The sequence below is a fragment of the Acinetobacter kanungonis genome (assembly GCF_009939195.1).
Classification (GTDB): domain Bacteria; phylum Pseudomonadota; class Gammaproteobacteria; order Pseudomonadales; family Moraxellaceae; genus Acinetobacter; species Acinetobacter kanungonis.
In genome coordinates this window covers 200,347-213,717 of record NZ_JAACKC010000005.1, presented here as the reverse complement: position 1 = coordinate 213,717, position 13,371 = coordinate 200,347, and the positions used below count along the sequence as shown (strand labels likewise).

The following is a 13,371-nucleotide window of genomic DNA, read 5'->3' as shown; positions in this document are numbered from 1 at the left end:
ATCATGGCTCACAAAAAAAGTGCAGATGGAAAATAATAAATTTACCATTAGGTAAAATACATAAATTTTATAATGATTTTAAGCTGTTGATATTATTAATTTATATTAAGTTGGCACACTCCATGCAATCATAAAATCAAGAATTAATGAATTTATTTTCTAAAAATTAGTCGGAAATAAATTTTGAGTTGTTGAATGATTGAATGAGGATGCAATACATGAAAATAGGTGTTTTTTGCCCAATCGGGAACAATGGCTGGTTACTCTCTGAGAATGCACCGCAGTACATGCCGAGCTTTGAACTGAACAAGAAAATTGTACAACGTGCCGAGCATTATGGTTTTGATTTTGCCTTGTCCATGATCAAGCTACGTGGCTTTGGTGGCAAAACTGAATTTTGGGATCATAACCTAGAAACGTTCACACTCATGGCCGGTTTAGCTGCGGTTACCAGCAAAATTAAAATTTATGCGACTGCCGCAACTTTGGTTATGCCGCCAGCAATTGTGGCGCGTATGGCATCGACCATCGATTCTATTTCCAATGGTCGTTTTGGTTTAAATGTCGTGACAGGCTGGCAAGCGCCTGAATATACACAAATGGGCATGTGGCCAGGGGATGAATACTTTGGCAAACGCTATGAGTATTTATCTGAATATGTACAAATTCTTCGTGAACTTTGGGCTACAGGCAAGTCAGATTTCAAAGGTGAGCACTTTGAAATGAATGATTGCCGTGTCAGCCCAACGCCACAAGCAGATATGAAAATTATCTGTGCGGGTCAATCGGATACAGGACTAGCGTTCTCTGCTGAATATGCAGATTACAACTTCGTTTTTGGTAAGGGACTCAATACCCCAACGGCATATGCTGAAATTAATGACCGCTTAAAAGCACATACCGATAAAACTGGACGTGATGTTCAAACATATGTGTTGTTTATGGTGATTGCCGCAGAAACCGATGAAGAAGCATTTGCAAAATGGCAGAGCTATAACGATGGTGCTGACATGGAGGCGATTAACTGGCTGATGAATCAGGGCGGAAAAGACACAACTTCAGGAACCGATACCAATATTCGTCAAATGGCTTCCAGCGTTTCTCCAGTCAATATCAACATGGGAACATTGGTGGGTTCTTATGAAAAAGTAGCCGCGATGCTGGATGAAATTGGTGAAATCAAAGGGACGGAAGGCATTTTATTAACTTTTGATGATTTTGTTCAGGGCGTAGAAGATTTTGGTCAAAAGATCCAACCGCTGATGCAATGTCGTCAGAACGTAGTGATGGATTTAGCGGAACAAGCACCAGTAACAGTTTTGGAGAAATCAGCATGAGCCAAATCAATACCCATACTGTGATTAGTGATTTTACCGAAGCTACAGGTCAAGGCAAAACCTTAAAGGCAGAGCCTGAAAACATTCAGTTTGCACCTGAACAAACTGCCTTAATTGTGATTGATATGCAAAATGCCTATACCTCGATTGGTGGCTATTTGGATTTAGCAGGTTTTGATGTTTCAACGACTCAACCTGTGGTGCAGAACATTAAAAAGGCTGTAGCAGCAGCACATGCAGCCAATATTCAAGTGATTTACTTTAAAAATGGCTGGGATGATCAATATGTCGAAGCAGGAGGACGTGGCTCACCGAATTTCCATAAATCCAATGCGCTCAAAACCATGCGTAAGCAGCCTGAACTTCAAGGCAAATTACTGGCCAAAGGCGGTTGGGACTTTGAGCTGATCGATGAATTACAACCTTTAGCGCAAGATATTGTGATTGAAAAACCTCGCTACAGCGGCTTCTTCAATACCGCGTTGGACAGCATGTTACGCGCCCGTGGTATCCGTAATCTGGTTTTCGTGGGTATTGCGACCAATGTTTGTGTGGAATCGACCTTAAGAGATGGATTTTTCCTCGAGTATTTTGGCGTGGCATTAAAAGATGCCTGTTATCAGGCGGGTCCAGCAGAAATGCAAGCGGCGAGTCTCTACAACATTAAAACCTTTTTTGGCTGGGTGTCAGATACACAAAGTTTTATCGATACCTTTGTTCCTAATACCGACCAACTTGCAAAATCTGCCTAATACGGAGCAATCATCATGCCTAAACAAGTCATTATTCCAGCAGGAACCTCAAAACCTTTAGCGCCGTATGTTCCTGCAACCAAGGCAGACAACATTGTATATGTCTCTGGCACATTGGCTTTTGATGAAAATAACAATGTCGTGCATGTTGGCGATGCCGCAGCACAGGCACGACATATTTTGGAAACCATTCAATCGGTTTTGAAAGAAGCGGGCGGCTGTATGGATGATGTGACTTTCAACCATATTTTTGTCAAAGATTGGAAGGATTATGCCGCGATTAATCAAGTCTATGCCGAGTATTTTCCAGGGGACAAACCTGCACGCTACTGTATACAGGCTGGTTTGGTAAAACCAGATGCCCTCGTTGAAATTGCCAGTGTTGCCCATGTCGCTACGGCTTAGGTCGTAGCGAGATTAGCCCCAACAGGAGAACAAACATGAATGCAGAATTACTGAAAAGTTTGATGAAAGAAGAATGTTTAGAACACATCTATAATACGCAAAAAACCACACATACAGACGTTGATCAAAAAGCGTTTCGCGAAGGCATGTCAAATCTGGGTGCTGCGGTGAATGTGATTACCACTTCTGGACCCGCAGGCGTTGCAGGTTTTACAGCCTCAGCTGTATGCAGTGTGACCGATACACCACCAACTTTGTTGGTCTGTCTGAATCGTTCAGCTTCGGTATTTGAAACCTTTAAAGAAAATAAAGTGTTGTGTGTGAATACCTTAGCTTCACATCAAATGGCACTTTCCAATGTGTTTGGTGGCAAAACACCTATGCCAGAACGCTTTGCTGCGGGGCAATGGGAAACGCTCGCCACGCAGGCACCTGTTTTGCAAGATGCCTTGATTAGTTTCGATTGTGAAATTGTACAAAGCATGAGTGTCGGAAGTCATGATGTTTTGTTCTGTCAGGTCAAAGCAATTCAACACAATCAAGGCTTAAATGCGTTGATGTATTTTAACCGTGCTTATTGTGAACCACACCGTATGTGCTAAAGAACAAATCCTATGAGAAGGAGGGGAAACCCATGCAAGAAAAACAATCGTGGTTTCCAAAATTTAAGCCTTACCAAGGCGACTTAGATACAACCCCTGTTCAAATTGACGAATATCTCCCAGTCGGACGCAGTATCGTGCTTGGCTTACAACATGCCTTCGCCATGTTTGGGGCAACGGTACTGGCTCCCTTGCTGATGGGTTTCGATCCTAACTTAACCATTTTCATTACGGGGATAGGCACCATTTTATTCTTCCTGATGACGGGTGGACGCATGCCGAGTTATCTCGGGTCGAGTTTCGCCTTTATTGGGGCAGTTGCTGCGGCAACAGGATATAGCGGTGTGGGCTCCAATCCCAACTTGGCGCTCGCGCTTGGTGGAACCATTGCCTGTGGTCTGGTGTATGCAGGAATTGGTCTTGTGGTCATGAAAACGGGAACAGGCTGGATTGAAAAGTTGATGCCACCGATTGTGACGGGCGCGATTGTGATGATCATTGGTTTGAACCTCGCACCCATTACCATTAAGAGTGTTTCTGCCAATACATTCGATACCTGGATGGCGGTGATTACCATTGTGTGTATTAGTGCGGTTGCCGTGTTTACTCGTGGCATGGTGCGACGTTTATTGTTGCTGCTTGGGCTTTGTTCTTCCTATTTCGTGTATTTCTTGCTTGCCAATGTGATGGGGTTCGGCAAACCAATTGATTTTTCAATCATTGGCAACGCTGCGTGGTTTGGCCTGCCAACCTTCCATGCACCTGTGTTTAATGCCAATGCTATGTTACTGATTGCACCTGTCGCGATTATTTTGGTTGCTGAAAACTTGGGGCATTTCAAAGCGGTTTCAGCCATGACAGGAAAAAACCTGTCGCCGTATATGGGGCGTGCCTTCTTCGCTGATGGTGTATGTACTTCTTTATCTGCATCGGTTGGTGGTACAGGCATGACCACTTATGCGGAAAATATTGGTGTGATGGCCGTTACTAAAGTGTATTCCACCACCATTTTTGTGGTTGCAGGGATCTTCGCTGTTTTACTGGGCTTGTCACCAAAATTCGGGGCGGTGATCAGCACGATTCCAGTGGCATTATTAGGCGGTGCATCCATTGTGGTCTTTGGTTTGATTACCGTGGCTGGGGCAAAAATCTGGGTGGATAACAAAGTTGATTTCACACAAAACAGCACCTTAATAATTGCAGCCGTAAGTTTAATTATGGGTGCAGGGAATTTCAGCTTACACATTGGTTCATTTGACTTGGGTGGCATTGGTACTGCAACACTGGCGGCAATTCTACTTAACCTGTTCCTGAACCGTGGTGAAGAAACGGTCACCAAGGTGCAAGGCGTAGACAGTGAAGTAAACAGCAGTGTGGCACAAGGCTCTTAATGCGCCTAAATGGAGAAAGAAATTGAGTCAAAGTATTGCTTTTATTGGATTAGGTGCGATGGGTTGGCATATGGCTTCCCATCTGCCAAAACTCGGTTTTCCAGTGTATGTCTGGAACAGAACGACTGAAAAAGCAGAACAGCATGCACAGCAATTTGGTACACACGCTGTGAGTTTAGAACAAGCCGTGCAAGCCGATTTTATATTTTCTTGCTTGCCAACCAGTGCCGATGTCGAACAGTTAATTGCACAATATCCGCCAAAAGCAGGCAGTATCTGGATTGACTGTACCAGTGGTGTGCCAGATTCAGCACGCAAGTTGTCTCAGCAATTAGGGGAAAATCAGGTTGCTTATTTAGATGCACCTGTGTCGGGTCAAACCTTCGGTGCGGAACGTGGCTCTTTAACAGTGATGTTGGGCGGTGATGAGCACGCCTACCAACGCGCATTGCCCATCATTTCAGCATTTTCAGGCGTGGTTGAATATGTCGGCTGTAGCGGTTCAGGCTTTGCGGTGAAAGCCGTGAATAATGTACTGATGGCAACCCATCTATGGGCTTTGGCGGAGGGCTTGACCATTCTGAAGCAACAACAGGTTGATGTTTCAGCGGCGTTGAATTGTATCAATCACTCGAGTGGTAAAAGTACCGTGTCTGATTCCATTATGGCGCAGAAGGTGTTGAACCGTAGTTTTCCCAAAACTTTTGCCTTGAATTTATTGCAAAAAGATATTGGGATTGGCTTGGATTTAGCACAACAACAGGATTCAAACGTGCCGATTTTTGAAAGTATTCAAGCCCTGTTTAAGGAAATCCCGAAAGCGCAAGCGGAGCAGATGGATTTTACTGCGGCGGTATCCGTGCTTGAACAATGGAACCAAACAGTTTTAGAAGCTTAAACTGCAAACGGCATAAGGAAATGCCGAAATCTAGATCTTCAGAGAGAAGGTTTTAAAACGAAATCTACAGAAAATGCTCAGTGCCATCTGTATTTCAGCAAAATTGGTTGTATCATGATTCAGTTATAAATAGTCAATAAACTTAGGGATATAACATGAGTACTGATTCAGCCTTTCCAACACCAAATAATTTAGGTATCGCGGTTTATAGCAATAATGCTGAAGCAATTGGTAACACGCCAATGGTTCGCATTAATCGTGTTATTTCAGGTGGCGCAAATGTGTTTGCCAAAGTTGAAAGCCGTAATCCAGCTTTTTCTGTGAAATGTCGTATTGGTGCAGCACTGATCGCTGATGCTGAAAAGCGTGGTGTATTAAAAGCGGGTATGCATATTGTCGAACCAACCAGTGGGAACACAGGAATTGCATTGGCCTTTGTTGCTGCGGCAAAAGGTTATGACATTACTTTAACCATGCCAGCCAGCATGAGTATCGAACGCCGTAAAGTACTTAAAGCATTGGGGGCAAACTTGGTGCTGACGGAAGCGGCAAAAGGCATGAAAGGCGCGGTTGATGAAGCGGTACGTTTAGCGACTGAACAACCAGAACTTTATTTCCTGCCTCAACAATTTGAAAACCCAGCCAACCCACAAATTCATGAAGACACCACAGGTCCTGAAATTTGGGCAGCTACCAATGGTCAAGTTGATATTTTAGTGGCAGGTGTAGGTACAGGTGGTACCATTTCTGGGATTTCTCGCTTCTTTGAAAAAGTAAAAAACCAGCCAATTTACTCGGTTGCTGTAGAGCCAGCAGAGTCTCCAATTATTAGTCAAACTAAACGTGGCGAAGCAATTACACCGGCACCACACAAAATTCAAGGAATTGGGGCAAACTTCATTCCAAAAAACTTGGATCTTGATTTAGTCGATGAAGTTGTGACGATTACGAGCCAAGATGCGATTGACTGGGCACGTAAAACTGCGACACAAGAAGGTATTTTAGTCGGTATTTCTTGTGGTGCAGCAATGGCAGCAGCGGCACAGTTGGCAGCTCGTCCTGAAAATGCAGGCAAGAATATTGTGGTGATTTTACCTGACAGCGGTGAACGCTATTTATCTTCTGTACTGTTTGAAGATATCTCTGCGGATTAAGCCAGATTTATTTGAATGAGAAAATCAGCCGCTCATTGAGCGGCTGATTTTGTTAGTGGTGGTTCCAGTTCAAGCACAGCGCGTCTGCAAATAAGCATTGGCATAGTTTGAAGGATTATTCCGCTCTAAACGCCGACTGATGTTTTGACTGGCTTGCATCAGGGCTTCAACATTAATGCCTGTCTCAAGGCCCATGCCATTCAGTAAATACAATAAATCTTCAGTACTGACATTTCCTGAAGCCCCTTTGGCATAAGGACATCCACCTAAACCTGCAATCGAAGAATCAAAAATCCGAATCCCTTGTTCAAGAGACTGGTAAATATTGGCAATCGCCATGCCATAGGTGTTATGGAAATGTCCTGCCATGAATTGGGCATCCAATTCACTTAAACAGGCATCCCACATGGTTTTGACTCGATTCGGAGTCGCTGTACCAATGGTTTCACCCAAAGAGACTTCATAACAGCCCATATCAAATAAACGCGTCACCACTTTGCTGACTTGCTTTGGATCAATTGCACCTTCATAGGGGCAATCGACCACACAAGACACATAGCCACGGACTTTGATGTCATGTTCTTTGGCAGTTTTGAGAATATCGGCAAATTTCTCAAAGCTTTCATCAATGGAACAGTTGATGTTCTTTTGCGTAAAGCTTTCAGAAGCTGCGGTAAAAACCGCAACCTCTTTACAGCCTACCGCCAGAGCAGATTCAAAGCCTTTCATGTTTGGGGTAAGCAAACTGAATTGAATATTCGGATCTTTAGGTAATTGTGCATAGAGTTCATCACTAAATGCCATTTGTGGCACCCATTTCGGTGACACGCAAGAACCGACTTCAATCGCTGTGAGACCCGTTTGCATCAAGTCCAGAATCAATTGTTTACGATCTTGAAGCGTAAGCGGAGTTTTCTCGTTTTGAAGCCCATCTCGCGGACCGACTTCAACGATTTTCACAAATTCAGTCATGCCACTTCCTCTGCTAAAGCCTGAAATTCCACCAGTTCATCACCCGCTTTAACTTGGTCGCCTGGTTGGAAATAGGCTGATGTAATCACACCATCGCGTGGCGCACGGATCGCATATTCAATCTTCATGGCTTCCAAAGTGAGCAGGATGTCATCTTTCTTCACTTGTGCATTGGCTTCAACCAACACTTGAGTAATCACACCCGGCATTGGCGCTTTTAAATTACCTTCATTTTGCTGTGCATCCTGATTACCATAAGTTGGACGTACATAGGCAAATTTATGCGTTTGACCATCTTTGAAAACTGTAAGGTGGTCGGTATCAGCACTAAATGCCACTTTGGATTGCTGACCATTCAGATTGAGCTGTGCTAAATGCGCATCCAGCAATTGACCCTGAAGTGGATAGTCCTGACCTTGATAGTGTGCAATAAAGCCGTGATCAATTGCGGTAAAGCGCACTTCGATGGCTTGTTGATTGAGCTGAAATTTTACACTGTATTGAGTCTTCACATTGACACGCCAAAAGGGTGCTGAAGACCAGACTGAATGCGATTTTTGCTGTTGGTGAAAGCGTTTTAATAATTCAAGCAATGCTGCAGAAACAATCGTTTCAGATGAAGCTGCTTCAGCATTCATGAGGAATGCATCTTCACGTTGAATCAGGTTGGTATCCAGTTTGGCATTTTTAAACGAATCACAACGGATAATACGATCCAAGAATGCAATGTTATTGCCTAAACCTTCCACATGAAATTGACCTAAAGCATGATGCATTTGAACTAATGCTGCTTCCCGGTTTTCACCCCAGACGATCAGCTTGGCAATCATCGGATCATAGAAAGTGGTAATTTCATCGCCTTCGACAATACCACTATCCACGCGGACATTTTGGTTTTGATTTGGGTAGTGCAGATAGCTAATTTGACCAATCGCAGGTAAGAAGCCTTTTTCAGGTTCTTCCGCATAAACACGCGCTTCAATGGCGTGACCTTGAATCTGTAATTCATGTTGCTGTTTTGGTAATGGTTCACCATAAGCCACACGTAATTGCCATTCAACCAAATCTTGTCCTGTAATCATTTCAGTGACAGGATGTTCCACTTGCAGACGGGTATTCATTTCCATGAAGTACGCCGTACCATCTTGCTCGACAATAAATTCAACCGTGCCCGCACCAACATAATGAACCGCCCGTGCCGCATCAATGGCAGCTTGACGCATCGCCTCTAGTTTATGCTGTGGCATCAGCGGTGCTGGTGCTTCTTCGAGTACTTTTTGATGGCGACGTTGTACCGAACAATCACGTTCGAACAGATGTACATAGTTGCCATGTGTATCACCAAAAACCTGAACTTCAATATGGCGTGGTTGTATCACATAGCGTTCAATTAACACGTCATCATTGGCAAAGCTGGATTTGGCCTCACTCTTACAAGATGCAAGGGAACTTAAAAAGTCAGCTTCACGTTCCACCAGACGCATGCCTTTACCACCGCCACCTGCGCTGGCTTTAATTAATACGGGATAGCCAATCTGGTCAGCTTGTTGTTTTAAGAAAGCTGCATCTTGATTGGTACCGTGATAACCCGGAGTGAGGGGAACACCCGCTTTTTCCATCAATGCTTTAGACGTGGCTTTTAAGCCCATCGCTAAAATGGCAGCAACAGGTGGACCAATAAAGGTAATGTTGTTTTTTTCACAGGCTTCAGCAAACTGGTCATTTTCAGATAAAAAACCATAACCAGGGTGAATGGCTTGGGCGCCTGTCGTTAGAGCCGCTTGAATAATACGCTCAATCTGTAAGTAACTTTGAGAAGCAGGGGACTCACCAATATAAATGGCTTCATCTGCCTGTTTAACATGCTGAGATTGAGCATCGGCATCTGAATAAACCGCAACCGTTGCAATTCCCAACTTTTTCGCAGTACGGATCACACGGCAGGCAATTTCACCACGGTTCGCAATTAGAATTTTTTCAAACATTGTTCTGTCCTTATTGTTGTTATGCCGTTGCCTTGATCCAAGCTGGGCTATGTTTGTTTAAAAAAGCATTCAGTCCATTTTTTGCTTCTTCGCCTTGGCGCACATGGGCAATATGTTGTGCCGTTTTCAACAGTAGACTTTCATCCACACTTTGCTGATTCACCATCTGAATCAATTGCTTTGATGCTGCTTGAGCTTCAGGTCCACCCAATAATAAGGCTTGTACAATTTCATCCACTTTGGCATCGAGTAATTCAGGCGTGGTGACTTCATGGGCTAAACCAATTTGTAGCGCTTGTTCAGCACTAATACGTTCAGCCGTGAGGAAATAACGTGAAGCCTGACGGGCACCGATGGCACGAATCACATAAGGACTAATGGTAGAAGGCGCTAAACCTAGACGCACTTCTGAGGTTGCAAACTTGGCATCCGTACTTGCGATACAAATATCACAAGCAGAAGCGAGACCCATACCACCGCCAAAGGCAATACCTTGAACACGGGCAATGGTCGGCTGCTTTAAAGTTGCCAAACTTTGCAGCATTTTCGCCAGTTTCAAGGCATCGGCTTCATTGTCTGCTTGAGAGGCTTGTCCAGCCTGTTTCATCCAGTTCAGATCAGCGCCAGCAGAGAAGCTTTTGCCACGACCCGCTAAAATCACCACGCGAATATCATCACGTCCATTTAGCTGTTGAAAGCAGTGGTGGAGTTCTTCAATCACGATAGTGTTGAAGGCATTATGCAGTTCGGCACGATTGATCCAGACGGTTGCCACTTGCTGTTGCTGTTCGAGTTGTAAAAATTGATAGTCCATTTTTCACCCCTTACATGCGGAACACGCCGAACTTGGTTGGTTGAATTGGTGCACTTAATGCTGCTGCCAAACTTAAACCCAGCACTTGACGAGATTGAGCAGGGTCAATGACACCGTCATCCCATAAACGTGCAGAGGCATAATACGGATGACCTTGACGTTCATATTGGTCACGAATGGGTTGCTTGAATTCATCTTCTGCATCGGCAGACCAAGATTCGCCTTTTTGTTCAATTTGATCGCGTTTAATGGTCGAAAGTACGCTTGCCGCTTGTTCGCCACCCATGACTGAAATGCGTGAATTTGGCCAAGTCCATAAGAAGCGCGGAGAATAGGCACGACCGCACATGCCATAGTTTCCTGCACCAAATGAACCACCAATAATCAAGGTCAGTTTAGGCACATTCGCAGTGGCAACCGCCATCACCAGTTTGGCACCGTGTTTGGCAATACCTTCATTTTCATACTGACGACCAACCATAAAACCCGTGATGTTTTGTAAGAACAACAAAGGAATATTGCGTTGTACACACAGTTCAATGAAGTGCGCGCCTTTTTGTGCAGATTCTGAAAAGAGAATACCGTTATTGGCAATAATTCCGACAGGCATTCCATAAATTTTGGCAAAGCCTGTAATTAAAGTGGTACCAAAACGTGCTTTAAATTCATCTAGGCGTGAACCATCGACAATACGGGCAATAATTTCACGCACATCAAATGGTTTACGGGTATCACTTGGCACAATGCCATACAGTTCTTCAGCAGGGAAAAGCGGTGCTTCAATCTCTTCAGCAGTTTTATTGGGTTTGATGTTTAAATTCGCCACGATATTGCGCGCAATTTGAATCGCATGCTCATCGTTTTCTGCCAAATGGTCTGCAACTCCTGAAAGACGAGTGTGCACATCACCTCCACCGAGGTCTTCACTGCTCACGACTTCACCTGTCGCTGCTTTTACTAATGGTGGACCACCCAAGAAAATGGTGCCTTGATTGCGCACAATAATGGTTTCATCCGACATCGCAGGGACATAAGCACCACCTGCAGTACAACTTCCCATCACCACTGCAATTTGGGCAATGCCTAAGCTCGACATACGGGCTTGGTTATAGAAAATACGCCCGAAATGATCGCGATCTGGGAACACTTCATCTTGCATAGGCAAGTACGCACCACCTGAATCGACCAAGTAAATGCAAGGCAAGTGGTTTTGTTCCGCAATTTCCTGCGCACGTAAGTGCTTTTTCACAGTCAGTGGGTAATAAGTACCGCCTTTGACCGTTGCATCATTGGCAACGATCATGCAAGTCACACCATTGACTTGCCCAATGCCTGCCACAACGCCCGCAGCAGGAACATCGTCGGCATAGACTTTATGTGCAGCCAATTGCCCAATTTCCAAGAAAGCTGTACCTGCATCAATCAACTGATCGATTCGGTCACGCGCCAACAATTTGCCACGAGCGATATGTTTTTGACGCGCGCTTTCACCGCCACCTAAGGCAATTTTCTGGCTGATTTGCTTTAAATCCTGCACCAGATTCAGCATAGTCGCCTGATTATTTTTAAACTCATCACTGCGGCTGTTAATTTTGCTTTTGAGCTGATTTAAGTCTGAGCCTTGGCTTGCAAACGTAATGTGCTGATGGGTCTGCTTTGGCATGTGCACCAGATTAAACTCATCGTGATCACTATGCATTTTGTTTTGTAATTGATTCATAGAAACTTCCTTGTATAAATTGGACAAAAGGGATTAAGCAGTTTCGTTAAATAATTCACGACCGATTAACATACGGCGGATTTCCGAAGTCCCTGCACCAATTTCATAAAGTTTCGCATCACGCCATAAACGTCCTGCTGAAAATTCATTGATATAACCATTTCCACCTAAGGCTTGAATGGTTTCACCCGCCATCCACGTGGCTTTTTCCGCAGCATAAAGAATGGCACTGGCAGCATCTTTACGTAGGCTACGGCTATGCTCCGCTTTGTCACATTCAGCGCCCACTGCATATACCAGTGCTTTACACGCCAACCAAGTTGAATACATGTCGGCAATTTTGCCTTGCATGAGCTGGAACTCACCGAGTGCCTGACCAAATTGTTTGCGATCGTGGATATAAGGAATCACGGTGTCCATACACGCATCCATAATGCCAAGTGGACCTGCACTGAGGACTGCACGTTCATAATCTAGACCGCTCATCAGCACTTTTACGCCATTACCCACACCACCCAGAATGTTTTCTTTAGGTACTTTCACGTTGTCGAAAAACAGGGGATAAGTATTTGAACCGCGCATACCCAATTTATCGAGATGGTTACCGTGGCTAAATCCAGGCATATCTTTTTCAATCAGGAAGGCAGTCATGCCTTTAGGACCTGCTTGTAAATCCGTTTTGGCATACACGACTAATACATCGGCATCACCACCGTTGGTGATCCACATTTTTGAGCCGTTTAATATGTAATGATCGCCTTGTTCTTCCGCTTTTAACTTCATGCTCACGACATCCGAGCCAGCATTGGGTTCAGACATGGCCAATGCACCGACAAAATCACCTGAAATAAGCTTAGGTAAGTAACGTTGTTTTTGTTCTTCGTTACCATTTCGCTTAATTTGGTTGATACATAGGTTAGAATGAGCCCCGTAAGACAATCCTATAGCGGCAGATGCACGTGAGATTTCTTGCATAACGATAATATGCGCTAAATAACCGAGGTTCGAACCACCATATTCTTCACTCACTGTTAGACCGTGTAAGCCCATATCACCCATTTTCTTCCAAAGGTGAGCAGGGAAGACATTGTCACGATCTACTTGTTGCGCAATCGGTGCAATTTCCTTTGCACAAAATGCAGCAACTGAATCACGCAGTGCGATCAATGTTTCGTCCAAACCGAAACTTAGGGTTTGTAGACTGAGTTGTAATGGAACGTGTGCGTTCATGCTGTTCATCCTGAGGTTATATTTGTTGTCCAATAAGCATTGTTGTTGTGCTTGTAGTTTTACAATACATCTATTTTTTAAAAAAGTGAACTAAAATTCACAAAATGATTT

Annotated in this window: 12 protein-coding genes; 7 read left to right on the top strand and 5 right to left on the bottom strand. The window is 44.2% G+C overall.

Going from position 1 to position 13,371, the window contains the following annotated elements; all coding sequences use genetic code 11:
• Window positions 1-218: 218 nt before the first annotated feature.
• The 7 genes from rutA (at window position 219) to cysK (ending at window position 6,539) form a co-directional block, all read left to right on the top strand.
• Window positions 219-1,337 carry a pyrimidine utilization protein A gene (rutA, locus tag GWK51_RS11850; RefSeq protein WP_161933861.1) on the top strand — a complete coding sequence of 373 codons (1,119 nt, stop codon included), beginning with the start codon at window positions 219-221 and terminating at the stop codon, window positions 1,335-1,337.
• A complete protein-coding gene (gene rutB, locus GWK51_RS11845) occupies window positions 1,334-2,089 on the top strand; it encodes a pyrimidine utilization protein B (RefSeq protein ID WP_100240836.1) in 756 nt (251 codons plus the stop codon). The genes rutA and rutB overlap by 4 nt, the downstream gene beginning before the upstream one ends.
• A gap of 15 nt (window positions 2,090-2,104) precedes the next feature.
• Entirely contained in the window at window positions 2,105-2,494 is a 390-nt protein-coding gene (gene rutC, locus GWK51_RS11840) for a pyrimidine utilization protein C (protein ID WP_161933860.1), read from the top strand.
• A gap of 62 nt (window positions 2,495-2,556) precedes the next feature.
• Window positions 2,557-3,096, top strand: a complete 540-nt coding sequence (rutF, locus tag GWK51_RS11835; RefSeq protein WP_228151383.1) for an NADH-dependent FMN reductase RutF — start codon at window positions 2,557-2,559, stop codon at window positions 3,094-3,096.
• 32 nt (window positions 3,097-3,128) lie between these two features.
• Window positions 3,129-4,487 carry a pyrimidine utilization transport protein G gene (gene rutG, locus GWK51_RS11830; protein ID WP_100240833.1) on the top strand — a complete coding sequence of 453 codons (1,359 nt, stop codon included), beginning with the start codon at window positions 3,129-3,131 and terminating at the stop codon, window positions 4,485-4,487.
• 22 nt (window positions 4,488-4,509) lie between these two features.
• Complete coding sequence (locus GWK51_RS11825) at window positions 4,510-5,385, top strand: NAD(P)-dependent oxidoreductase (RefSeq protein ID WP_161933859.1); 876 nt, start codon at window positions 4,510-4,512, stop codon at window positions 5,383-5,385.
• 155 nt (window positions 5,386-5,540) lie between these two features.
• The gene (gene cysK, locus GWK51_RS11820) at window positions 5,541-6,539 is read left to right on the top strand and encodes a cysteine synthase A (protein WP_100240831.1); all 999 of its coding nucleotides are present in this window, start codon (window positions 5,541-5,543) and stop codon (window positions 6,537-6,539) included.
• A gap of 69 nt (window positions 6,540-6,608) precedes the next feature.
• Here the strand turns inward: cysK and GWK51_RS11815 are convergent, their stop codons facing one another.
• The 5 genes from GWK51_RS11815 to GWK51_RS11795 all read right to left on the bottom strand — a co-directional run bounded on the left by GWK51_RS11815 (window position 6,609) and on the right by GWK51_RS11795 (window position 13,260).
• Window positions 6,609-7,511, bottom strand: coding sequence for a hydroxymethylglutaryl-CoA lyase (locus tag GWK51_RS11815; protein WP_161933858.1), 903 nt, complete (start codon window positions 7,509-7,511; stop codon window positions 6,609-6,611).
• Window positions 7,508-9,496, bottom strand: a complete 1,989-nt coding sequence (locus GWK51_RS11810; RefSeq protein ID WP_161933857.1) for an acetyl/propionyl/methylcrotonyl-CoA carboxylase subunit alpha — start codon at window positions 9,494-9,496, stop codon at window positions 7,508-7,510. The genes GWK51_RS11815 and GWK51_RS11810 overlap by 4 nt, the downstream gene beginning before the upstream one ends.
• A gap of 19 nt (window positions 9,497-9,515) precedes the next feature.
• Window positions 9,516-10,310, bottom strand: a complete 795-nt coding sequence (locus tag GWK51_RS11805; protein ID WP_161933856.1) for an enoyl-CoA hydratase/isomerase family protein — start codon at window positions 10,308-10,310, stop codon at window positions 9,516-9,518.
• A gap of 10 nt (window positions 10,311-10,320) precedes the next feature.
• On the bottom strand, window positions 10,321-11,973 hold the full coding sequence (locus tag GWK51_RS11800; protein ID WP_161933912.1) for a carboxyl transferase domain-containing protein: 1,653 nt from the start codon (window positions 11,971-11,973) through the stop codon (window positions 10,321-10,323).
• Window positions 11,974-12,063: 90 nt separating this feature from the next.
• Entirely contained in the window at window positions 12,064-13,260 is a 1,197-nt protein-coding gene (locus tag GWK51_RS11795) for an isovaleryl-CoA dehydrogenase (RefSeq protein WP_161933855.1), read from the bottom strand.
• Window positions 13,261-13,371 lie beyond the last annotated feature (111 nt).